21 protein-coding genes, 1 pseudogene and 1 riboswitch are annotated in these 21,237 nt (G+C 71.1%); of the genes and pseudogenes, 12 read left to right on the forward strand and 10 right to left on the reverse strand.

The genetic code is table 11. The features are described from left to right. Positions 1-807, forward strand: an 807-nt coding sequence (locus tag MXC99_RS10125; protein WP_247725330.1) for a Fic family protein, incomplete at its 5' end; no start/stop codon positions are given. Between the two features lie 253 nt (positions 808-1,060). Here MXC99_RS10125 and MXC99_RS16995 read toward each other — a convergent pair. The 5 genes and pseudogenes from MXC99_RS16995 to cobU all read right to left on the reverse strand — a co-directional run. Beyond that, positions 1,061-1,318: pseudogene (locus MXC99_RS16995) on the reverse strand (transposase); the annotation flags it as partial. 80 nt (positions 1,319-1,398) lie between these two features. Beyond that, positions 1,399-2,178 (reverse strand): adenosylcobinamide-GDP ribazoletransferase, encoded by a 780-nt coding sequence (locus MXC99_RS10135; RefSeq protein ID WP_247725331.1) that lies wholly within the window; start codon positions 2,176-2,178, stop codon positions 1,399-1,401. 23 nt (positions 2,179-2,201) lie between these two features. Then, the gene (gene cobT, locus MXC99_RS10140; protein ID WP_247725332.1) at positions 2,202-3,248 is read right to left on the reverse strand and encodes a nicotinate-nucleotide--dimethylbenzimidazole phosphoribosyltransferase; all 1,047 of its coding nucleotides are present in this window, start codon (positions 3,246-3,248) and stop codon (positions 2,202-2,204) included. Then, on the reverse strand, positions 3,245-3,526 hold the full coding sequence (locus tag MXC99_RS10145) for a Uma2 family endonuclease (RefSeq protein WP_247725333.1): 282 nt from the start codon (positions 3,524-3,526) through the stop codon (positions 3,245-3,247). Before MXC99_RS10145 ends, cobT begins: the two co-directional genes overlap by 4 nt. 33 nt (positions 3,527-3,559) lie before the next feature. Beyond that, positions 3,560-4,108: a bifunctional adenosylcobinamide kinase/adenosylcobinamide-phosphate guanylyltransferase gene (gene cobU / locus MXC99_RS10150; RefSeq protein WP_247725334.1), complete on the reverse strand. Its 549-nt coding sequence runs from the start codon at positions 4,106-4,108 to the stop codon at positions 3,560-3,562. 130 nt (positions 4,109-4,238) lie between these two features. Continuing rightward, a riboswitch (cobalamin riboswitch) is annotated at positions 4,239-4,480 on the forward strand. Between the two features lie 133 nt (positions 4,481-4,613). On the opposite strand from cobU, the gene MXC99_RS10155 reads away from it, so the two are divergent. The 6 genes from MXC99_RS10155 to MXC99_RS10180 all read left to right on the forward strand — a co-directional run bounded on the left by MXC99_RS10155 (position 4,614) and on the right by MXC99_RS10180 (position 11,195). After that, positions 4,614-6,443 (forward strand): TonB-dependent receptor domain-containing protein, encoded by a 1,830-nt coding sequence (locus MXC99_RS10155; protein ID WP_247725335.1) that lies wholly within the window; start codon positions 4,614-4,616, stop codon positions 6,441-6,443. 66 nt (positions 6,444-6,509) lie between these two features. Further along, entirely contained in the window at positions 6,510-7,466 is a 957-nt protein-coding gene (locus MXC99_RS10160) for a FecCD family ABC transporter permease (protein WP_432654246.1), read from the forward strand. After that, positions 7,463-8,266: an ABC transporter ATP-binding protein gene (locus MXC99_RS10165; RefSeq protein WP_247725336.1), complete on the forward strand. Its 804-nt coding sequence runs from the start codon at positions 7,463-7,465 to the stop codon at positions 8,264-8,266. The genes MXC99_RS10160 and MXC99_RS10165 overlap by 4 nt, the downstream gene beginning before the upstream one ends. Positions 8,267-8,344: 78 nt before the next feature. Beyond that, a complete protein-coding gene (cobO, locus tag MXC99_RS10170) occupies positions 8,345-8,953 on the forward strand; it encodes a cob(I)yrinic acid a,c-diamide adenosyltransferase (RefSeq protein WP_247725337.1) in 609 nt (202 codons plus the stop codon). Positions 8,954-8,955: 2 nt separating this feature from the next. Further along, positions 8,956-9,804, forward strand: a complete 849-nt coding sequence (gene cobA, locus MXC99_RS10175) for a uroporphyrinogen-III C-methyltransferase (RefSeq protein ID WP_247725338.1) — start codon at positions 8,956-8,958, stop codon at positions 9,802-9,804. After that, on the forward strand, positions 9,801-11,195 hold the full coding sequence (locus tag MXC99_RS10180; protein WP_247725339.1) for a cobyrinate a,c-diamide synthase: 1,395 nt from the start codon (positions 9,801-9,803) through the stop codon (positions 11,193-11,195). The genes cobA and MXC99_RS10180 overlap by 4 nt, the downstream gene beginning before the upstream one ends. Here MXC99_RS10180 and MXC99_RS10185 read toward each other — a convergent pair. Together MXC99_RS10185 and metK are read right to left on the reverse strand one after the other, a co-directional pair. Further along, positions 11,161-12,234 carry a calcium/sodium antiporter gene (locus MXC99_RS10185; protein ID WP_247725340.1) on the reverse strand — a complete coding sequence of 358 codons (1,074 nt, stop codon included), beginning with the start codon at positions 12,232-12,234 and terminating at the stop codon, positions 11,161-11,163. The two genes, MXC99_RS10180 and MXC99_RS10185, sit on opposite strands and share 35 nt — an antisense overlap. Positions 12,235-12,329: 95 nt before the next feature. Continuing rightward, entirely contained in the window at positions 12,330-13,493 is a 1,164-nt protein-coding gene (gene metK / locus MXC99_RS10190; RefSeq protein WP_247725341.1) for a methionine adenosyltransferase, read from the reverse strand. A gap of 218 nt (positions 13,494-13,711) precedes the next feature. On the opposite strand from metK, the gene MXC99_RS10195 reads away from it, so the two are divergent. From MXC99_RS10195 to MXC99_RS10215, 5 genes are all read left to right on the forward strand, one after another. Next, positions 13,712-14,614: a lysophospholipid acyltransferase family protein gene (locus MXC99_RS10195; RefSeq protein WP_247725342.1), complete on the forward strand. Its 903-nt coding sequence runs from the start codon at positions 13,712-13,714 to the stop codon at positions 14,612-14,614. After that, positions 14,611-15,483 carry a lysophospholipid acyltransferase family protein gene (locus MXC99_RS10200; RefSeq protein WP_247725343.1) on the forward strand — a complete coding sequence of 291 codons (873 nt, stop codon included), beginning with the start codon at positions 14,611-14,613 and terminating at the stop codon, positions 15,481-15,483. Before MXC99_RS10195 ends, MXC99_RS10200 begins: the two co-directional genes overlap by 4 nt. Before the next feature lie 37 nt (positions 15,484-15,520). Next, positions 15,521-16,354: a diaminopimelate epimerase gene (gene dapF, locus MXC99_RS10205; protein ID WP_247725344.1), complete on the forward strand. Its 834-nt coding sequence runs from the start codon at positions 15,521-15,523 to the stop codon at positions 16,352-16,354. 171 nt (positions 16,355-16,525) lie between these two features. Continuing rightward, the gene (locus MXC99_RS10210) at positions 16,526-17,170 is read left to right on the forward strand and encodes a DUF484 family protein (RefSeq protein ID WP_247725345.1); all 645 of its coding nucleotides are present in this window, start codon (positions 16,526-16,528) and stop codon (positions 17,168-17,170) included. Between the two features lie 70 nt (positions 17,171-17,240). Then, complete coding sequence (locus tag MXC99_RS10215; protein ID WP_247725346.1) at positions 17,241-18,266, forward strand: tyrosine recombinase XerC; 1,026 nt, start codon at positions 17,241-17,243, stop codon at positions 18,264-18,266. 82 nt (positions 18,267-18,348) lie between these two features. Here MXC99_RS10215 and ruvB read toward each other — a convergent pair whose 3' ends face one another. From ruvB to MXC99_RS10230, 3 genes are all read right to left on the reverse strand, one after another. After that, positions 18,349-19,410: a Holliday junction branch migration DNA helicase RuvB gene (gene ruvB, locus MXC99_RS10220; RefSeq protein WP_247725347.1), complete on the reverse strand. Its 1,062-nt coding sequence runs from the start codon at positions 19,408-19,410 to the stop codon at positions 18,349-18,351. 55 nt (positions 19,411-19,465) lie between these two features. Beyond that, a complete protein-coding gene (gene ruvA, locus MXC99_RS10225; RefSeq protein WP_247725348.1) occupies positions 19,466-20,065 on the reverse strand; it encodes a Holliday junction branch migration protein RuvA in 600 nt (199 codons plus the stop codon). Between the two features lie 68 nt (positions 20,066-20,133). Continuing rightward, entirely contained in the window at positions 20,134-21,099 is a 966-nt protein-coding gene (locus tag MXC99_RS10230; protein WP_247725349.1) for a prenyltransferase, read from the reverse strand. Positions 21,100-21,237: the final 138 nt, after the last annotated feature.

Below are 21,237 nucleotides of genomic sequence, written 5' to 3' on the forward strand. Positions count from 1 at the left end.
CCGAACGCTTCAATTTCGACTCACCCATCGGGTGACTTCCTTGATCAACGCCAAACCCTTAGCCTGCCAGTATTACGGGCAAACTGCACCTCACCAACTGAGGTTTCTAGGTTCATGCCAAAAAAAATCCGTACCGAGGCATTTCAGCCCATCGTCGACGTGACCGCCCGACACCCGGAAGGCATCGGCGGCAGCGTGTATCTCCCGGTCGCGCTGCCACAGCGCCTCGCAGAGCTGTTCGGCATCGTGCTCCAGATCGCCGGTGAAATCGACGACCCCTTCGAGCAGGCCTTCTTCCTGATGGTGCACCTGCCTTACCTGCAACCCTTCGAAGACGTGAATAAACGTGTTTCGCGCCTCGCCGCCAACATTCCGCTGGTCCGCCACAATCTCTGCCCGCTGTCCTTCATCGACCTGCCGGCACAGGCTTACGTCGATGCGATGCTGGGGGTGTATGAACTCAACGACGTCGCCCTGCTGCGCGACGTATTCGTCTGGGCCTACGAGCGTTCGTGCCAGCAATACGTCGCCGTGCAGCAGCAGCTCGTGCCGCCCGATACGTTCCGCCTGCGCTACCGCAACGAACTCGCCGAAGCCGTCGCTGCCATCGTGTGCGGCGGGCAAGCCGCCGACGAAGCAGCGATCCGCGCCGTGTTGCCGGTAACGGTGGCGGAGGAGGACCGGGTACGTTTCGTGACATTGACGCTGGCCGAATTCAAGACGCTTCACCCCGGCAATGCGATCCGCTTCGGGCTCAGGCCGCTGGAGTTTTCGACGTGGTTGGAGCGGGAGGCTGGGCGTGATTGAGGCTGGAAAAATGCCAATGCCAATGCGAAGGCATGGATCCAGGAGAGCGGGGTTGTCCTATGGCATCGGGGTTGGAAATTGGGGCCTGTCCCCTATTCCCCCTGCTTGCCGCCGCCCGCGCGGCGCTCCAGACGCCGGCACCGCAAGCCGCGGTGATCGAGGCGGCCGAAGACTTCCTCGCCCGCGTGAGCGGGGAGGACCCGCGATCCTGCCGCGCGCCATCCAATGTGGATGGCCTGCGCGTAGAATCCCGCCCGAGCTTCCGGGTACTGCCCGACGAGTACTCCTTGGGCGTGAGCCCGAACCAGCTCGCAAAATGACGGGCATCCTTGAAGTGCGTCATGTCGCCGCCGGTGGCCGCCACCATCGCCGTCGCGGTCAACAGGCCAATGCCCGGCACCGACATCCGTTGTGTGCACGCGGCACTATGCCGCGCCACTTCGGTGAATTCGCGCTCCAGCTGCGCGACGCGTTGTTCGAGCAGGCGGATCTCTTCGATGAGCCGCCGCATCGTTTCGCGGATCAGCGTCGGCACGGGCGAGCGCGGGCCGGCCAGCACGCGGCTGATCGTCTCGGCGCCGGTGCGTGCTGCTACAGGGCGGTCATCCGCGCGCCTGCGAGCAGGCCGACATAGCAGGCGAGTTCCGCCGCCTGCTGCAGCGCGCCGAGCAGGTCGCCGGTGTAGCCGCCGAGGCGGCGCACGAACATGCGCGCGGCCCAGGCGGTGACGCCGGCTACCGCGGCCAGTACGGCGAGGGCTTGGGCCGGCGCCAGCCAGGCCAGCGGGAGCAGGCCGAAGACGGCGGCGATGGCGAGTTCGGTCGGAGTCAGGCGCTTGGCGAGCGGCTTCGACTTGGCGGTTTCGTCCTCGCGCACGTAGGGCAGCAGGTGGATCAGGCTGGTCGAGGCGAGGCGCGACAGCGGGTGGGCGACGAAGAGTGCGAGCGCCACCGCAGGTCCGCCACCGGCCGCCGCCAGTTCGAGCAGCGCCGCGGCCTTGGCGAGCAGCATCAGCACGATGCCGACGGTGCCGTAGCTGCCGATGCGCGAGTCCTTCATGATCGTCAGCACCTGCGCTTTGTCCCAGCCGCCGCCGAGGCCGTCGCAGGCGTCGGCGAAGCCGTCCTCGTGGAAGGCGCCGGTGGCGCGGATGGTCACCGCCATCGACAGGATCACGGCGAGCGCGGGCGGCAGCGCCAGGGCGAAGACAAGGTAGCTGACCGCGCCGAGCGCGCCCACCACCCAGCCCACGAGCGGGAAATAGCGCGCGGCGTGGTTCAGGCGTTCGGACGACCACGGCACCCAGGCCGGCACCGGCAGGCGGGTGAAGAAGCCGAGCGCGGTGAAGAAGAGTTCGAGCTGGTAGCGCATCGCCGCGGGCCTGTTCCTATGCCTCAGCCCTTCTCGCTGACGCCGGCCGATTCGAAGCTCGCCATCTCGTTGAGGAAGTTCACCGCCGCCTGGACGAGGGGGTAGGCGAGTGCGGCGCCGGTGCCTTCGCCCAGGCGCAGGTCGAGCTCCATCAGCGGTTCGGCGCCGAGGAAGGCGAGCTGCACGCGGTGGCCGGGCTCCTGCGAGCGGTGGGCGAACACGCAGTAGGGCAGGATGGTGGGGGCGAGGGCGTGGGCGACGAGCAGGGCCGAGGTGACGATGAAGCCGTCGATCAGCAGCACCATGCGCTTTTCCGCGGCGCCGAGCATGGCGCCGGCCATCATCGCGATCTCCAGCCCGCCGTATTCGGCGAGCGCTTCGAGGGCGTCGGTCGGGTAGCCGCCGCGGGCCAGCGCCTGGCGCAGCAGGGCGCGCTTGCGCGTCAGGCCGGCGTCGTCCAGGCCGGTGCCGCGGCCGGTGACGGTGTCGAGGTCGGCGTCGCGCTCGGCGCCGATCAGGCAGTGGGTCAGCAGCGAGGCGGCGGCGGTGTTGCCGATCCCCATCTCGCCGAAGCCGATGCAGTTGCAGCCGTTGTCCGCCAGCGCATGGGCGAGGCGGCGCCCGCGCGCGAGCGCGGCGTCGCGCTGTTCGGCGCTCATCGCCGGGCGTTCGAGGTAGTTGGCCGTGCCGGCGGCGATCTTGGCGTCGATCAGCGCGGGGCGGGGGGCGAACGCATGATTGACGCCGGCATCGACGACGCTGAGGTCGAGGCCGAGCTGGCGGCTGAAGACGTTGATCGCGGCGCCGCCGGCGAGGAAGTTCTCCACCATCTGCCAGGTCACGTCCTGGGGGAAGGCCGACACGCCGGCGCGTGCCGCGCCGTGGTCGGCGGCGAAGACGGCGAGGTGGGGCTGGCGCAGTTCGGGGGTGAGGCTCTGCTGGATCAGGCCGATCTGCAGCGCGAGCGCTTCCAGCCGGCCGAGTGCGCCGGGGGGCTTGGTCTTCTGGTCGATCTTGTGCTGGAGGGCGGGGGCGAGGGCGGCGTCGGGCGCGGCGATGTCGAAGTTCATGTGGGCGTGTCGGTGGTGGCGGAATCGTCGGGGTAGAACAGGCTGTCGTCCGCGGCCAGGCGCAGGCGCACGTTGGTCATGAACACGCTGCGGCGGGTGCCGCGCAGCGCGTTGCGCAAGGCGATGTAAGTGTTGCCGGTGATGGTGTTGGGCACGTCGGTGCCGCCGGCCATGACGAAGGCTTCGCCGTCGACGAATTCCCAGCGCTCGGGCTGTTGCCCCTCCCAGGCGAGGAATGCGTCCAGGTTCATGGCGCGCTTTGCGGCGGGCAGGCTCAAGTCGTGCTCCTCGGTTGGCGTCCAGGGCGCAGTTTAGCCCTGCTTGAGCACCAGCGGCAGACCGGCGGCGACGAACACCACGTGGGCGCAGCACGCCGCCACCGCCTGGTTGAGCCGCCCGGCCTCGTCGCGGAACAGGCGCCCGAGCGGGGTTTCCGGCACCAGGCCGAGGCCGACCTCGTTCGCCACCAGGATCACCCGGCCGGGCAGGGTGGGGAGGACGGCAAGGAGCGCGCCGCGCTCGTCGCGAAAGCGCGGCAGGGCTTCGGCTTCGGCGCCGGGGGGCAGGGCCTCGGCACCGGCGAGGAGGTTGGCGAGCCACAGCGTCAGGCAGTCGACGACCAGGCAGCGTCCGGGTGCGGCTTCGCGGCGCAGCGTGGCGGCGAGCGCCAGCGGCGCTTCGACGGTGCGCCAGGCGGCGGGACGGTCGGCGCGGTGGCGGCGGATGCGCGCCGCCATCTCGTCGTCGAGCGCCTCGGCGGTGGCGATGACGGTGACGGCGAGGCCGGAGGCGGCGGCGCGGCGCTCGGCCTCGCCGCTCTTGCCCGAGCGCGCGCCGCCCAGGATCAGTTCAGCGCTCATCGGATCAAGGGCCTGGGTTGTGCTTGAGGTGTGGCCGTAGGGCCTCGTTCGGTGGCATGTGCGGGTGGGCAGGTTCGATGGCACTGCAGGATTGCGTCCGGGACGGTATCATCCATGCCCATTGCCCCGGAAGGGGCAACGCGTCATCGGTGCCCGCGGGCGGTTCTCGCCCCGGGTTAAACGGGAAACAGGTGCGCGGCCCATCGCTGGAACGATGGCCGCAATGCCTGTGCTGCCCCCGCAACGGTAAGTGCGCGCAAGGCGGATCACGCAGCCACTGGGACACCCTCCCGGGAAGGCGATCCGCTGCGACCGGCCCATCGGCCGGTACAGCGCCCGAGCCCGGAGACCGGCCGAACGCGATTTGGCGGATGTGCCGCGGGGTGGTGGCGACGGGCGCGGGTTTTCCTGCTCGGTTCGGTGCGCTCCTGCTTCCGGCATGTCCATGTGCAGCTGCCATGACGTGCGGGGACGCGCGCCCTGGCGAATGGAGTCCCCCGTTCAAATGAAAATCCGCCTTTCCGCGCTCGTCTCCGCGTGCGCGCTCGCTTACCCGTTCGTCCCGGCCCAGGCCGGCGATCCCCAGCTCGACCACGTCGTGGTCACCGCGACCCGCCAGGAAAGCAAGGTCGACGACTTGCTCGCCGACGTCACCGTGGTCACCCGTGAGCAGATCGAGCGCCTGGGCGACACCACCTTGGCGCAAGTGCTGTCCCGCACCGCCGGGGTGTTCGTCACCGACGGCGGCCTGCCGGGCAAATCCGCCTCGGTGCTGATTCGCGGTACCGACAGCGGGCACGCGCTGCTCCTCGTCGATGGCATGCCGGTCACCTCGGCCACGCTCGGGCAGGCGCCGTTCGAGACCCTGAACGCGGCCGAAATCGAGCGCATCGAGATCCTGCGCGGCCCGGCTTCGTCGCTGTACGGTTCGGAGGCGATCGGCGGCGTGGTCCAGGTCTTCACCCGCCGCGGCCAGGGCCCGGCGAAGCCGCGGCTGGCGCTGCGCTACGGCAGCCACGACACGCGCGACCTGCAGGCCGGCGTGTCGGGTGGAACGGAGCAATGGTCCTATGCGCTGTCGGCCAGCCGGCTCCAGACCGACGGCATCTCGGCGACGCGCGGCCCGAGCGCCAATCCCGACCGCGACGGCTACGACAACAGCGCCGCTTCGGGCAGCCTGCAGTGGCGCCCGGCCGAGGGCCATGAGCTCGGCGTGCACGTGCTGCGCTCCGCGGACGAGAACCACACCGACGGCGACTTCGATTTCGACAACCACACCGACAACGACATCCTGAGCTGGAATGCCTACACGCGAAACCGGCTGAGCGAGCGGTGGACGTCCACGCTGCGGGTGGGGGCGATGGAATACGCTTCCGACAACTTCCGTCCCGGGGCCAAGGACCGCTTCGTCACCGATACCGGGCTCGTCTCCTGGCAGAACGACATTCGCACGGTGTGGGGCACCTGGCTCGCCGGCATCGAGCAGCAGCGCCAGGAGGTCGATACCAGCGGTGCCCTGGTGGTCGATTCGCGGACCACCGATTCCGCCTTCCTCGGCTGGACCGCAGCGTTCGGCGCGCACGGCGTGCAGGTCAACCTCCGCCACGACGACATCGAACGCTTCGGCAGCGAGAAGACCTGGTCGGCCGCCTACGGCTACCAGCTCACCGAGGCGCTGCGCGCCTTCGCTTCATTGGGGACGGCGTTCAAGGCGCCCAGTTTCAACGACCTGTACTATCCGGTGAACTGCTTTTCCTTCGGCTGCTTCGGCGGTAATCCGGACCTCGCGCCGGAGTCGGCGCGCAACCGTGAGGCCGGCCTCGCCTGGGAGCACGCCGGCCAGGAAGTGCGCGTGGTCTACTTCGACAACCGGATCTCGGACCTCATCGACTGGGGCTTCACCCCGGAGAACATCGGCAAGGCCAGGATCCGCGGCCTGACCGCCAGCTACCGCGGCCGCGCGCAGGCCTGGCAGTGGAACGTGGTGGCCGATTTCCTCGATCCGCGCGACGAGCAGACCGACAACGTGCTGCGCCGGCGCGCCCGCCAGCGCCTGCTCGCCGGAGTCGATTACAGCGTCGGTGCGTGGACCGTCGGCGGCCAGTGGACCGCGGTCGGTGCGCGCTACGAGGATTCCGCCAACGATCAACGGATGGGCGGCTATGGCCTGGTCGATCTGTTCGCCCGTTACCGATTCGACAAGGCGTGGACGCTGGAAGCGCAGCTCAAGAACGCGGGCGACAAGGACTACGTGCTCGAGCGCGGCTACCAGAACACGGTGTTCGCGACCGAAGGGCGCACCGCCTTCGTCGGCCTGCGCTACACCCCGCGCTGAGCCCCGGTGGCCGTGTTCCGCCCGCCTTCGGCCCACGGCTCCGCGCTTGCCGGACGGCGGGCGCGGATCGTCCTCGCCGGGCTTGCGCTGTCGGCGGTGCTGGCCCTGCTGTGGGCCTTGTCGGCGGGTGAGCTCGACATTCCGGCGGGCACCGTGTTCGGCGCCCTGTTCGGCAGCGAGCAGGGCATGTCCGCCGCGATCGTGCGCGAACTGCGCCTGCCGCGCGCGGTTGCCGCCTTCGCCTGTGGCGGCCTGCTCGCCACCGCCGGCGCGCTGATGCAGGTGCTGCTGCGCAATCCGCTCGCCGACCCCTACATCCTGGGCATTTCCGGCGGTGCAGCGGTGGGGGCGCTGGGCGCGATCACGCTCGGCGCGGCGAGCTTCTGGATCGATGCCTCGGCCTTCGTTGGCGCACTCACCGCGATGCTGCTGGTGTTCGGGCTGGCGCACGGCGACGGCAGCTGGACGCAGACCCGGCTGCTGCTGACCGGGGTCATCGTCGCCGCCGGCTGCGGCGCGGCGGTGTCGCTGATGCTTGCGCTGGCATCGGATACGCGGGTGAAATCGATGCTGTTCTGGCTGATGGGGGACGCCAGCGCGGCGGTGCGGCCGTGGCCGGCGCTGGTGGTGCTGGTGGGGGCGCTGGCGCTGGTGGCGCCCTGTGCGCGCGACCTCAACGTGCTCGCGCGCGGCGAACTCGGCGCGCGCGCGCTCGGGGTGGCGGTGTCCCGCCTGCGCGTCGGCCTGTACGTGCTCGCTTCGCTGCTGACCGCGACCGCGGTGACGCTGGTGGGCTCGGTCGGCTTCGTCGGCCTGATCGTGCCTCACCTGGTGCGGCTGGCGCTGGGCAACGACCAGCGCGTGCTGATTCCGGCCGCGGCGCTCGCCGGCGGCACCCTGCTGACCCTGGCCGACACCGCGGCGCGCACGGTGATCGCGCCCCAGCAGCTGCCGGTGGGGGTGCTGACCGCGCTGATCGGCGTGCCGGTCTTTCTGTTCCTGCTCTCGCGCAGCCCGCGATGAACGCCGTCCGCCGCCCCGCCACCGACGCTCCCCTGCTCGAGGCCGAGCGCCTCGCGCTGCAGGTGGGCGGGCGCTGGCTGTGCTGCGAGTTCAGCCTGCGCCTGGCGGCGGGGGAGTGCCTGGTGCTGCTCGGCCCCAATGGCGCCGGCAAGACCACCTTGCTGCACACCCTGGCCGGGCTGCGCGCGCCCACGGCGGGCGCGGTGCGGCTCGGGGGGCGGCCCTACGCGGCGTGGCCGACGCTGGAGGCGGCGCGCTTCCGCGGCCTGCTGGTGCAGCAGCAGCCGGACCATTTCGCCGCGAGCGTGCTCGAGACGGTGCTGATCGGCCGCCATCCCCACCTCGGCCGCTGGGGTTGGGAGGGCGCCGAGGATGTCGCCATCGCCCGCCGGGCGCTGGCCGACGCCGGCCTCGCCGGGTTCGAGGGGCGCGACGTCCTGACCCTGTCCGGCGGCGAGCGCCAGCGCGTGGCGATCGCCGCCCTGCTCGCGCAGGCGCCGCGCCTGTTCCTGCTCGACGAGCCGCTGAACCACCTCGACCTGCACCACCAGATCGCCACCCTGGAGCTGTTCCGCCGCATCGCCCGCACCGATCCGGCGGGCCGCGGCGTGGTCATGGTGATGCACGACCTCAACCTGGCCGCGCGCTTCGCCGACCAGGTGATCCTGCTCGACGGCCGTGGCGGGGTGATTGCCGGCGCGCGCGACCGGGTGCTGCGCGAAGACGTCCTGAGCCAGGCTTTCGGCCATCCGCTGCGGCGCTGCGAACTCGACGGCCGGGCGATTTTCGTGCCGGACTGAACGCGCGCAGGCAGATCGGGGACAATGTGCACCGTGCGCGTTGGGGCGCGCGATGCAGCTAATCGAGGAAAGGACAGCATGACCGAAAGCGAGGAACGCGACGCCCGCCACAACGCGCGCATGGCGCACAAGAAGGCGGTGATCGACGACCGGATCGCGCACGCACAGGCCGAGCGCGGTGTGCTGCTGGTCAACACCGGCAACGGCAAGGGCAAGTCGAGCGCCGGCTTCGGCCTGGTGGCGCGCGCCCTCGGCCATGGCCTGCAGGTGGGCGTGGTGCAGTTCATCAAGGGCCGCGCCGACACCGGCGAGGAGGCCTTCTTCCGCGCCCAGCCCGGCGTGCGCTGGCTCGTGATGGGCGAAGGCTTCACCTGGGATACCCAGGACCGCGCGCGCGACGTCGCCCGCGCGCAGGCGGCCTGGGCGCTGGCACGCGAGATGCTTCAGGATCCGGGCATCGGCCTGGTGGTGCTCGACGAGCTCAACATCGCGCTCAAGCACCGTTACCTGGAGGTGGACGCGGTGCTCGCCGATCTGCGCGCGCGGCCGCCGCGCCAACACGTGGTGGTCACCGGCCGCGGCGCGCCGTCCGCGCTGCTCGAGGCCGCCGACACCGTCACCGACATGACGCCGGTCAAGCACGCCTTCGCCGCCGGGGTGAAGGCGATGCCCGGCATGGAGTGGTAAAGATGGCACTGCCCGATCTCGCGGTCTATCGCCCCGGCCCGCTGCCGGGGCATGTGTACCTGGTGGGCGCCGGCCCCGGCGACCCGGAACTGTTCACCCTGCGCGGCGCCCGCCTGGTGGCGGGGGCGGATGTGGTCGTCCATGACAACCTCGTCAGCCCGGCGATCGTCGACCTCGCCCCGGCGGCGGCCGAGCGCATCTACGTCGGCAAGAAGGCCGCCGACCACACCCTGCCGCAGGACGAGATCAACCGCCTGCTGCTGCGCCTGGCGCAGGCCGGCAAGCGGGTGGTGCGGCTCAAGGGCGGCGACCCCTTCATCTTCGGCCGCGGCGGCGAGGAGATGGAAGTGCTGGTCGAGGCCGGGATCACCGTCGAAGTCGTTCCCGGCGTCACCGCCGCGGCCGGCGTCGCCGCCTATGCCGGCATTCCGCTGACCCACCGCGACCATGCGCAATCGGTGGTGTTCACCACCGGTTTCCTCAAGAACGGCGCGCTCGATCTGGACTGGGCGATGCTTGCCCGCCCGCAGCAGACGGTGGTGATCTACATGGGCATTTCGCGCCTGGCCGAGATCTGCCGCCAGTTCATCGCCCACGGCCTGCCGCCGGACACGCCGGCCGGGGTCATCGAGCGCGGCACCACCCATGCGCAGCGGGTGGTGGTGGCGGATCTGGCGACCCTGGCCGAGCGCGTCCACCAGGAAGGGGTGCGCCCGCCCTCGCTCACCGTGATCGGCAGCGTGGTCGGCCTCTACCCGAAGCTGTCGTGGTTCGAGCCCGCCGCCCAGCCCCAGGCTTCGCCGCTGCCGCACGCCGGCTGTGCGGTGGTGCATGGGGAGGGCCGGAAGTGAGCACTGTCGTGGTGCGCCAGGCCGCGGCGGCGGCCCCGCAAACGGCCGCGGCGCGCTGCCCGGCGCTGTTCGTCGCCGCACCGGCTTCGGGCCAGGGCAAGACCACGATCACCGCCGCGCTCGCCCGCCTCCACACCCGGCTCGGGCGCCGCGTGCGGGTGTTCAAGTGCGGGCCCGACTTCCTCGACCCGCAGATCCACGCGGTGGCCAGCGGCGCGCCGGTGGATAACGTCGATCTCGGCATGTGCGGCGAGGCCGACATCGCCTGGCGCCTGTACCGGGCGGCGGGCGAGGCCGATCTGATCCTGATCGAAGGGGTGATGGGGCTGTACGACGGCGCCCCTTCGGCGGCCGACATCGCCCGCCGCTTCGGCATTCCGGTGATGGCGGTGATCGACGCGCGGGCGATGGCGCAGACCTTCGGCGCCGTCGCCCATGGCCTCGCCCACTACCGGCCCGGGCTGCCGTTTGCCGGCGTCCTCGCCAACCACGTCGGCAGCGCGCACCACGCCGAGCTGCTGCGCGCATCGCTGCCCGCCGGCATGCGCTGGTTCGGCGCGGTGATGCGCGATGCGGCCGCGGCGCTGCCCGAACGCCATCTCGGCCTGTTGCAGGCGGCCGAGATCGAAGACCTCGATGCGCGGCTGGACCGCCTCGCCGACCATCTGCAGCACACCGGTGCGGTGGCGTTGCCGCCGGCGGTCGAATTTCCCGCAGTGCCGGCGCCGGTGATTCCGCCCCTGCTCGCCGGGCGGCGGGTGGCGGTGGCGCGCGATGCGGCCTACGGCTTCCTCTACCCGGCCAACCTCGACACCCTGCGCGCGCTCGGCGCCGAGCTGGTGTTCTTCTCCCCCCTCGCCGGCGAGCCCCTGCCGCCCGCCAGCGACGCGGTGTGGCTGCCCGGCGGCTACCCGGAACTCCATGCCGCCGCGCTCGCCGCCAACACCGGCCTGTGGTCGGCGCTGCGCGCCCACGTCGCCGCCGGCAAGCCGCTGCTGGCCGAATGCGGGGGGCTGATGAGCCTGCTCGAAACGGTGGTGGACCGCGACGGCGCGGCCCACGCCTTCGCCGGCCTGCTGCCCGGGCGCGCCGTGATGCAAAAGCGCCTGGCGGCGCTCGGCATGCAGGAAGTGACACTGCCCGAAGGCCGGCTCAGCGGCCATACCTTCCACTATTCGAAGACCGAAACCGCGCTCGTGCCGGCGCTGCGCGCGCGCCGCCCCGACGGCGGCGAGGGCGAGGCGATCTACCGCTGCGGCGCGCTCACCGCGTCCTACGTGCATTTCTGGTTTCCGTCGAACCCGGCAGCGGTCGCGGCCCTGTTCGGCGCCGCGGCGAGTGTGGCGGTGCAGGCGCTCAGCGCCGGCTGCCGTTGTGGCGCACCAGGCTGACCGCCAGGGTGATCACGGTGAGCGGCATCACGTAGCCGAGCATGACGCTGGAGAAGGCGGGCAGGCTGGCGTGCTGCTGAGCCTGGAGGGCCAGCCAGGCGGTGTAGGCGGCGTAGTAGCCGAGGAAGATGCCGCCTTCCCAGCGTGCGATTTCGCGCCCGGTGATCATGATCGGCAGGCAGGCGAAGGCGACTGCGAGCATCACCCACAGGTCGAAGTTGCGCGCCGCCTCCGAGACCGGCAGGCCGGCGCCCGAGGCGATGCCGGCGGCGCCGAGCACGGCGAGGATGTTGAAGACGTTGCTGCCGACGACGTTGCCCACGGCGATGTCGCGCTGGCCGCGCAGCGCGGCGACGATCGAGGTGGCGATTTCGGGCATCGACGTGCCGACGGCGACGATGGTGAGGCCGATCACCAGGTCGCTGACGCCGAAGGCGCGGGCGAAGGCGACCGCGGCGTCGACCAGCCAGTCGGCGCCCACCACCAGCATCGCGAGGCCGATCGCGATCAGCGCCAGCTGCGCGCTCCAGTGGCGGTCCCAGGTCGAGGTCGGGAGTTCGGTTTCGAACTCGTCCTGGACCTCTTTCGAGGCGCGCCGCGACTGCACCACCAGGAACACGGTGTAGGCGAGCACGAGGCCGAAGAGAATCGCGGATTCGAGCAGGCTCAGGCTGCCGTCGAGGGCCATCACCACGAGCAGCGCCGAGACCCCGATCATGATCGGGATTTCCTGGCGGATGATCTGCTCGTCCACCAGCAGCGGTGTGATCAGCGCCGAGATGCCCAGGATCAGCAGGATGTTGGCGATATTGCTGCCGACCACGTTGCCGATCGCCAGGTCGGGGCTGCCGGCCAGCGCCGAGCCGACCGACACCGCCATTTCCGGTGCGCTGGTGCCGAACGCGACCACGGTCAGGCCCACCACCAGCGGCGACACGCCGAAGGATGTGGCCAGCCGCGAGGCGCCGCGCACCAGCAGTTCCGCGCCGGCGACGAGGACGACGAGACCGAGGACGAACATCAGGACTTGCTGGAGCATGGGCGGTACGAAAAGTCGTTGATGGAGGTCTGAATGCCGGCGGCGGCAGGCGATGTCCGATCCCGCCTGCCGCCGCCGCGATGAAAAAGAGCCGCTTACAGCCCGGCGTCGGCGCGCAGCGCGGCGGCCTTGTCGGTCTGCTCCCAGGTGAACTCCGGCTCGTCGCGGCCGAAGTGGCCGTAGGCGGCGGTCTTGGAGTAGATCGGGCGCAGCAGGTCGAGGGTCTGGATGATCGCTTTCGGGCGCAGGTCGAAGTGCTTGCCGATCAGGGCGGCGATGCGGTCGTCGGCGATCCGGCCGGTACCGAAGGTGTTGACCATCAGCGACACCGGGCGCGCCACGCCGATCGCGTAGGCGACCTGCACTTCGCACTTGCCCGCCAGGCCCGCAGCGACGACGTTCTTGGCGACGTAGCGGCCGGCGTAGGCGGCCGAGCGGTCGACCTTCGACGGGTCCTTGCCCGAGAACGCGCCGCCGCCGTGGTGGGCGGCGCCGCCGTAGGTGTCGACGATGATCTTGCGCCCGGTGAGGCCGCAGTCGCCGTGCGGGCCGCCGATGACGAAGCGCCCGGTGGGGTTGATCAGGTAGCGCACCTCGCCCTGCATCAGCTCCTTCGGCAGCACCGGCTTGATGATCTCCTCGATCACCGCTTCGGAGATCTGTGCATGCGACACGTCGGGGTGGTGCTGGGTGGACACCACCACGGTGTCGATCGCCACCGGCTTGCCGTCGACGTACTTCACCGTAATCTGGCTCTTCGCGTCCGGGCGCAGCCACGGCAGGCGGCCGTCCTTACGCACTTCGGCCTGGCGCTGCATGATGCGGTGGGCGTAGTAGATCGGCAGCGGCATCAGGCTCGGAGTTTCATCGGTGGCGTAGCCGAACATCAGCCCCTGGTCGCCGGCGCCCTGGTCGAGATCGAGGCCTTCGCCTTCGTTCACCCCCTGGGCGATGTCGGGCGACTGGCGGTTGATCGCCGCCAGCACCGCGCAGCTCTTGTAGTCGAAGCCGATGTCGGAGTTGTCGTAGCCGATGCGGCGGATGACTTCCTGGGCGATCTCGCGGTAGTTGGGGTGGGCGGTGGTGGTGATTTCGCCCGAGATCACGACGAGGCCGGTCGACACCAGGGTCTCGCAGGCTACGCGCGCTTTCGGGTCGTCGGCGAGGATGGCGTCGAGGACGCCGTCGGAGACCTGGTCGGCGACCTTGTCGGGATGGCCTTCGGAAACCGATTCGGAAGTGAAGAGAAATTCAGCCATGGTGCCACTCCTTGAAAAACGAAAATCCCCGTGCTGTCGGCCTTGCGTCTGCGGCCAGCTCCGGGGATTTCGTCGAGCAGCCGACGCTTTAGCAGTATTTTTGCCGGTGGCCTGCGCCTGCCGTACCGCCCTGCAAGTTGTCGAGTTAACTCGGCGGTGGGGACGGATTATAGACCGGGATCGCCGGCTGTGTAAGCATTCGGGTCCTGCAACTCCCCATGCCAGTCGCCGACGTGCTGCTCGACCTCTTCTTCCGCCTGCTCTCGCGCCTGCCCTTGTCCTGGCTGCACCGCCTCGGCGGCTGGATGGGCTGGCTCGCCTACTGGGCTTCGCCGTCCTACGCCCGCCGCCTGCGCGCCAACCTGGCCAACGCCCTCGGCCGCGAGGACGACGCGGTGCGCCGGGCAGCGATCGCCGAAGCCGGCCGCCAGGCCCTCGAGCTGCCCTTCATCTGGTTGCGCCCGGCGCCCGAGGTGGTGGCCGCCGCGGTGCGCACCGAAGGCTGGGAGCTGGTCGAGCAGGCGCGCGCCGAAGGCGCCGGAATCCTCTTCATCACCCCGCATCTGGGCTGCTTCGAGATCACCGCGCAGTGCATCGCGGCGCGGATTCCGATCACCGTGCTCTACCGTCCGCCGCGCAAGGCCGCGCTGCAGCCGCTGATGGAGGCCGGGCGCGCGCGTGGCCGGATGCGCACCGCGCCGGCCGACGTGTCGGGGGTGCGCAGGCTGGTCAAGACCCTGCGCAGCCACGAGGCGGTGGGGATGCTGCCCGACCAGGTCCCGGGGGCCGGCGAAGGCGTGTGGGCGCCGTTTTTCGGCAAACCGGCGTGGACGATGACGCTCGCCGCGCGCCTGGCTGCGGTCAAGGGCGTGCGGGTGATCTACACCTGGGCCGAGCGCCTGCCGCGCGGCGCCGGCTACGTGTTCCGCCTGCAGGCGCCGGCCGAGGCCTTGTCGGGCGAGCTGGAGGCCGACGTGGCGGCCATCAACCGCGAAGTCGAACGCCTCATCCTGCAGTGCCCGCAGCAGTATCTGTGGGGCTACAACCGCTACAAGCAGCCGCGCAAGGGGCGCGAGGATGAAGCCGCCGGGGCTTCGGCGGGGCAGGAGCCGCAGCGATGAGCCGGCTCGCGATCGCCCTGTTCTGGCTGCTGCACTGGCTGCCGCTGGCCGTGCTCGCGCCGCTCGGCCAGGCCTTCGGCCTGCTGCTCTACGTGCTCGTGGCGCCGCGGCGCAAGGTGGTGCTGACCAACCTGCGGCTGTGCTTCCCGGAGCTGTCCGAGGGCGAGCGCCGCGCCCTCGCCCGGCGCAACTTCGCCGTCACCGGGCGCAGCATGCTCGAACGTGGCCTGGCGTGGTGGGCGAGCCCGGCGCGCCTGCGGGCGACGGTGCGCATCGAGGGGCTGGAGCGGCTGGACGCGCTGAAGGCGGCCGGCCGCCCGGTGATCCTGCTCGCGCCGCATTTCGTCGGCCTCGACATGGCCGGCACCCGGCTGTCGCTGGAGGGCGACTTCGTCAGCGTCTATGCGCGACAGAAGGACCAGGTCTTCGACCGCTGGCTGTACCACGGCCGCAGCCGCTTCAACGACCAGCTGCTGCTGTCGCGCCACGACGGCGTGCGGGCGACGGTGAAGGCGATGAAGGCCGGGCGCCCGTTCTACTACCTGCCCGACCTCGACTATGGACGCAAGGAATCGATTTTCGTGCCTTTCTTCGGCGTGCCCGCGGCCACCATCACCGGCCTGCCGCGCCTGGCGCGCCTGGCGGGGGCGGCGGTGGTGCCGTGCGTCACCCGCATCCTGCCCGGCGGTGCGGGTTACCTGCTGGAGCTGGGGGCGCCGTGGGCGGACTACCCGTCGGATGACGTCGAAGCCGATACCCGGCGCATGAATACCTGGCTCGAAGGGGTGATCCGCACCATGCCGGAGCAGTATTATTGGGTCCATCGACGCTTCAAGACGCGGCCTGCGGGCGAACCGCGCTTTTATTGACCGAGCACATGGACCGTCCCGGTCCGGGAACGAACCGATGAAACTGCGCTTTACCAAGATGCACGGCCTCGGCAACGACTTCGTCGTCATCGACGCCACCCGCGCCCCGGTCGACCTCGATCCGGCGCGGGTGCGGGCGATCGCCGACCGCCATTTCGGCGTCGGCTGCGACCAGCTGCTGGTGGTCGAGCCGGCGAGCCGGGCGGATGTCGACTTCCGCTATCGCATCTTCAACGCCGACGGCGGCGAGGTCGAGCAGTGCGGCAACGGCGCGCGCTGCTTCGCCCGCTTCGTCCACGACCGGGGCCTCACCGCAAAGCGCGAGATCCGCGTCGAGACCCGCTCCGGCATCATCGCGCCGCGCCTGCGCGAGGACGGTCTGGTCACGGTGGACATGGGCGTGCCCGAGCTGGCGCCGGCGAAGATTCCCTTCCGCTCCGACTCCGACGCCGTGGTGCAGCCGCTGCAGGTGGGCGAGGCCACGCTGGCGATCACCGCGGTGTCGATGGGCAACCCGCACGCGGTGCAGGTGGTGGCCGATGTCGATGCCGCGCCGGTGGCCGCGCAGGGGGCGCTGATCGAGCGCCATGAGCGTTTTCCGGCGCGGGTCAATGCCGGCTTCCTGCAGGTGGTCGATCCCCATCGTGCGCGCCTGCGCGTGTTCGAGCGCGGCGCCGGGGAGACCCTGGCCTGCGGCACCGGCGCCTGCGCGGCGGCGGTGGCCGGCATCCTGCGCGGCTTGCTGGAGTCGCCGGTGCGGATCGAGACCCGCGGCGGCGAGCTCGAAATCGCCTGGGACGGCCCCGCTACCAACGTGTGGATGACCGGACCGGCGGTCACCGTGTTCGAAGGCGAGATGACGCTCGACTGAGGGGGGCGGCGGCCCCGTTGCGGGCGCGGCCCTCCGATTGCAAACCGGACGGAGGAGGATCGGCGGGAGCCTGCGCCGCCGGCGCACGCTGCGGTTCACGTCGCGGGAATGCCGCGACCGGCACAACGGAACGAACTTCGGGCCGCCCGGCGGCCCTCAGGAGTGGAAGCGATGAATGCCGAAGATCTCGCGCGCTACCTGCGCGAACACCCCGACTTCCTCTGTGAGCACGGCGAAGTATTTGCCGGGTTGACCGTGCCGCATCCGCAGCACGGCGGGCAGGCGATTTCGCTCGCCGAGCGCCAGCTGCACACCCTGCGCGAGCGGATTCGCCAGCTCGAACTCGATCTCGCCGAGCTGATCCGGTTCGGCGCCGACAACGACGACATCAGCGCCAAAGTGCATCGCCTGTCGTTGGCGCTGCTCGAAGCCGGCAGCGCCGAAGGCGTGCGCCAGGCGCTGACCGACAGCCTGCAGGACGACTTCGCCGTGCCCTATGTCGCGCTCAAGCTGTGGGCTGCAGATCCCGTGACGGGGGCGGGCGAAGTCGGGGAGGCGGCGCGGCGCCAGCTCGACGGCCTGCGCCAGCCCTACTGCGGCGTGCCGGAGCATGCCGAAATGGCGGGCTGGTTCGGCGAATCCGGCGCTCACATCCGCTCCCTCGCGCTGATGCCGCTGCGCCGCCAGGGAGTCTGCTTCGGCCTGCTCGGGCTCGGCAGTGGCGAACCCGAGCGCTTCTACCCCGGAATGGGCACGCTCTACCTGGGACGCATCGGCGAGCTGGTGGCGGCGGCGCTGGCGCGGAGCCCGGCCTGAGTCCGCGGCCCGGCTCCGGCCTGCCGGCGGCGGCTCGCGGACCCTTCCGGCAGGGTAAAGAGGCGCGGCGATGAAGGGCGCGGAACGGCCGGAGGCGATGCTGCCGGCGGAAATCGAAGCCTGGCTGGAGTGGCTGGCGACCCAGCGCCGCGCCGCGGCGCCGACGCTGAAAGCCTACCGCGCCTGCGTGCACGCGCTGCTGCGCCTGGCCGACGGGCGGGCCTTGCCCGCGCTCGAAGTGCAGGACATCCGCCGCTTCGTCGCCCGCCTCCACGGCGAAGGCCTGGCCGGGCGCTCGATCGCGCTCCACCTCGCGGCCTGGCGCGGGCTGTACCGCTGGCTGATCCGCCACCGCGGGGTGCGCGTCAATCCGGCGCTCGGGGTGCGCCCGCCGAAATCGCCTGCGCTGCTGCCGCGTGCGCTGTCGCCCGACCAAGCCGCGGCGCTGCTCGATCCGGAGGCGGAAAGCGCGCTCGAAGTGCGCGATGTGGCGCTGTTCGAGCTGGTCTATTCGTCCGGGCTGCGGGTCGCCGAAGTCGCGGCGCTCGATGTGGAGCGGGGGGTCGATCTCGTCGAGGGTGTGGTGACCGTCAGCGGCAAGCGCAATCGCATCCGCAGCGTGCCGGTCGGGGCGCGGGCGCGGGCCGCGCTCTGGGACTGGCTGGCGGTGCGCGCGCAGTTCGTGCGGGGCGGCGAGCGGGCGCTGTTCGTCACCCGCCACGGCACCCGCCTGTCGCCGAGCGGCATCGCCAGCCGCCTGGCACGGCGGGCACAGGCGCTGGGGCTGGGCGTCCATGTCCATCCGCACATGCTGCGCCACAGTTTCGCCAGCCACCTGCTGCAATCGAGCGGCGACCTGCGCGCGGTGCAGGAACTGCTCGGCCACGCCAGCATCCGCAGCACCCAGGTCTACACCCACCTTGATTTCCAGCACCTGGCCAAAGTCTATGACCGCGCCCATCCGCGCGCGCGCAAGGCCGACCCGGCGGGAAAAGGTTTTCCGGCGGAAAAAGACCTCCCGGTGGGAAAAGGCTCCCCTGCGGGGAAGGCCCCCCCGGCGGCGGGCGGGGGCGGGGAGAGCGACGGCGACGGCTGAAGCCGGCGGGCGCCGGGCCGGTGCTCCGGAACGCGGCGCGGCGCCCGTGCCGCCCCGTGCGGGACCGCCCTGGCGCTCCGAATTAGGCGCCGAACAGGTCTCCGCCCTGCCCGCTGCGCGGCGGGGCGAGGTCGAAGTGCTGCCAGATCGAAGGTGTCGCCATGCGCCCGCGCGGAGTGCGCTGCAGGTAGCCCTGCTGGATCAGGTAGGGCTCGATGACGTCCTCGATGGTGTCGGTCGATTCGCCGATCGCGGCGGCGAGGTTGTCGAGCCCGACCGGGCCGCCGCCGAACTTCTCCAGCATCGCGCCGAGCAGCTTGCGGTCCATCAGGTCGAGACCGAGATGGTCGACGTCGAGCATCTTCAGCGCCGCGTCCGCCACCGCGCTGCCGATGTTGCCGCCGGCCTTCACTTCGGCGTAGTCGCGCACGCGGCGCAGCAGGCGGTTGGCGATGCGCGGGGTGCCGCGCGCGCGGCGGGCGATCTCGAGCGCACCGGCGTCGTCGATGGCGACGTTCAACAGCCGCGCCGAGCGGCCGACAATGAAGGCGAGCTCGTCCGCGGTGTAGAACTCGAGCCGCGAGACGATGCCGAAGCGGTCGCGCAGCGGATTGGTGAGCATGCCGGCGCGGGTGGTGGCGCCGACGAGCGTAAACGGCGGCAGGTCGAGCTTCACCGAGCGCGCCGCCGGGCCTTCGCCGATCATGATGTCGATCTGGAAGTCTTCGAGGGCCGGGTAGAGGATTTCCTCCACCACCGGCGACAGGCGGTGGATTTCGTCGATGAAGAGGACGTCGTGCGGTTCGAGGTTGGTGAGCAGTGCGGCGAGATCCCCGGCGCGTTCGAGCACCGGCCCCGAGGTCTGGCGCAGGTTCACCCCCATCTCGGCGGCGACGATGTGGGCGAGGGTGGTCTTGCCCAGGCCGGGAGGGCCGAACAGCAGCACGTGGTCGAGCGCTTCGCTGCGGTTGCGGGCGGCAGTGATGAAGATCTCGAGCTGCTCGCGGATCTTCGCCTGGCCGACGTATTCGGCCAGGCGCTTGGGGCGCAGCGCGCGCTCGACGGCGTCTTCCTGGCGGTCGGCGGGGCGCGGCGAGATCAGCCGTTCGGCGGGGGCGGCCTGCAGCTTGTCGGTTTCGATCATGGCGTGAGTGTAGCCGTTCCGGTACGGCCCGGTGCGGTCCGGACGGTGGATTCGTTCAGGCCCTGGACAGCGCCTTCAGCGCCTGGCGGATGCCTTCGGACACGCCCGCGTCCGCGGCCAGCCCCTTCATCGCACCGAGCGCCTCGCGTTCGTTGTAGCCGAGCGCGAGGAGCGCGTTGAGGATGTCGCTCTTGGCATCGGGCGGTGTGCCGGGGGCGGCGGCGAGTTTGGCGCCAGCCAGGTTCGGCAAGGCTTTGCCGAGCTTGTCGCGCAGCTCGAGCAGCAAGCGCTCGGCGGTCTTCTTGCCGATGCCGGGAATCTTCACCAGGCGGCCGGCTTCCTGCAGCGCGACCGCCTGGGCGAGGTCGTTCACCGACAGTCCGGACAGCACCGCGAGCGCCATGCGCGCGCCGACGCCGGATACCTTCAGCAGCTGGCGGAATGTGGTGCGCTCTTCCGAGGTGGCGAAACCGAACAGGAAGTGGCCGTCCTCGCGCACGACGAAGTGGGTGTGGAGGCTGACCTGGGTGCCGGCTGGCGGCAGGCCGTAGAACGTGCTCATCGGCACGTCGACTTCGTAGCCGACGCCGTGGACGTCGATGAGGATCTGGGGAGGGGTTTTTTCCAGCAAGGTGCCGGTGAGGCGGCCGATCATCGGAAGGCGTCCGGGAGGTGAGACGCCGAGTGTACCAGTCCGGCCGCAGCAGGGCGGCATCGCCCCGGTCAGAACAGCGCCAGCGCGGCGGTGAGGAGCAGGCCGTGGACCAGGGTGGCGGCGATGGTGCGCCGGATCGCGGGGGCGAGTTCGGCCGGGGTGGCGGCGTATTCGAGCAGGTCGCGGGCGGCGGGGAAGGAAATCGCCACCGTCAGCGCGGCGGCGGCGGTTTTTTGCGGCAGCTGGTGGGCGGTGACCATGGCGATGAGCCAGGCGTAGGCGGTGATCGCGATCAGCAGGTAGCCCCATTTCGCGACCTGCGGGCCGAGGCGCACGACCAGGGTGCGCTTGCCGGCGGCGGCATCGCCGTCGTGGTCGGGGAACTGGTTGATGAACAGCAGGTTGGCCACCAGCAGGGCGTAGGACAGGCCGGCGGCGGCCGGCAGCATGGCGAAGGCGCCGCGCTGGACGTAGTCGGCGCCGACCACGACCAGCAGCCAGCAGGCGGTGATCACCAGTTCGCCGCAGCCGCGATGGACCAGTTGCAGGGGCGGGGCGGAGTAGGCCCAGCCGAGGACGAGTCCGGCGGCGCCGACCAGCACCAGGCCGGGGCCGGCCTGGGCGGCGAGCCACAGTCCCGCGGGGACCACCGCGGCGAGCAGTCCGTAGCCGAAGCGGGCGGTGTGGCGGGCACCGAGGACGCCGTTCTGGATGAAGCGGCTGCCCCCGGTGAACGGAAACAGGCGCCCGCGGTTGGCGTCGTCGGCCCCGCTGACGGCATCGTGGTAGTCGTTGATGACGTTGCCGCCGGCATGGGCGGCGAGGGCGGCGAGCAGGGTCGGCAGGGCCGTCCAGGCGTCGATGGCGACGCCGTCGGCGTGCGCGCTGGCGAGGCCGATCAGGCAGGCGACCAGGGTGACGGCGAGGAAGGCCGGGCGGGTGGCGGCGAAATGGCGGGCGAGTGCGCTGCGGTAGCGTTCCGGGCGGGGTTCGGCAGGATGGGGGGCGGCAGGAGGGGGCGAGGCGGTGTTCACGGGGCTGCAGGCGGGCGTTTCGCGCCGGGCGGAGCCGGCGCGTGGGCGATCAGAACCGGCAGGGTATCAGCGCCGCCCCGTACATGCACGAAAACGCAGGGCCGTCCGCTGCCGCCCGCAGGGCACGGCCGGCGGGCG

The sequence above is a fragment of the Thauera aromatica genome, assembly GCF_023093595.1.
In the GTDB taxonomy this organism is placed as follows: domain Bacteria; phylum Pseudomonadota; class Gammaproteobacteria; order Burkholderiales; family Rhodocyclaceae; genus Thauera; species Thauera aromatica_A.

Coding starts and splice junctions, on each gene's coding strand:
- MXC99_RS10200 (WP_247725343.1), top strand. CDS start 14,611: ATGAGCCGGCTCGCGATCGCCCTGTTCTGGCTGCTGCACTGGCTGCCG.
- cobO (WP_247725337.1), top strand. CDS start 8,345: ATGACCGAAAGCGAGGAACGCGACGCCCGCCACAACGCGCGCATGGCG.
- MXC99_RS10215 (WP_247725346.1), top strand. CDS start 17,241: ATGAAGGGCGCGGAACGGCCGGAGGCGATGCTGCCGGCGGAAATCGAA.
- MXC99_RS10195 (WP_247725342.1), top strand. CDS start 13,712: ATGCCAGTCGCCGACGTGCTGCTCGACCTCTTCTTCCGCCTGCTCTCG.
- cobA (WP_247725338.1), top strand. CDS start 8,956: ATGGCACTGCCCGATCTCGCGGTCTATCGCCCCGGCCCGCTGCCGGGG.
- MXC99_RS10165 (WP_247725336.1), top strand. CDS start 7,463: ATGAACGCCGTCCGCCGCCCCGCCACCGACGCTCCCCTGCTCGAGGCC.
- metK (WP_247725341.1), bottom strand. CDS start 13,493: ATGGCTGAATTTCTCTTCACTTCCGAATCGGTTTCCGAAGGCCATCCC.
- ruvA (WP_247725348.1), bottom strand. CDS start 20,065: ATGATCGGCCGCCTCACCGGCACCTTGCTGGAAAAAACCCCTCCCCAG.
- MXC99_RS10155 (WP_247725335.1), top strand. CDS start 4,614: ATGAAAATCCGCCTTTCCGCGCTCGTCTCCGCGTGCGCGCTCGCTTAC.
- MXC99_RS10185 (WP_247725340.1), bottom strand. CDS start 12,234: ATGCTCCAGCAAGTCCTGATGTTCGTCCTCGGTCTCGTCGTCCTCGTC.
- MXC99_RS10210 (WP_247725345.1), top strand. CDS start 16,526: ATGAATGCCGAAGATCTCGCGCGCTACCTGCGCGAACACCCCGACTTC.
- MXC99_RS10135 (WP_247725331.1), bottom strand. CDS start 2,178: ATGCGCTACCAGCTCGAACTCTTCTTCACCGCGCTCGGCTTCTTCACC.
- cobU (WP_247725334.1), bottom strand. CDS start 4,108: ATGAGCGCTGAACTGATCCTGGGCGGCGCGCGCTCGGGCAAGAGCGGC.
- cobT (WP_247725332.1), bottom strand. CDS start 3,248: ATGAACTTCGACATCGCCGCGCCCGACGCCGCCCTCGCCCCCGCCCTC.
- ruvB (WP_247725347.1), bottom strand. CDS start 19,410: ATGATCGAAACCGACAAGCTGCAGGCCGCCCCCGCCGAACGGCTGATC.
- dapF (WP_247725344.1), top strand. CDS start 15,521: ATGAAACTGCGCTTTACCAAGATGCACGGCCTCGGCAACGACTTCGTC.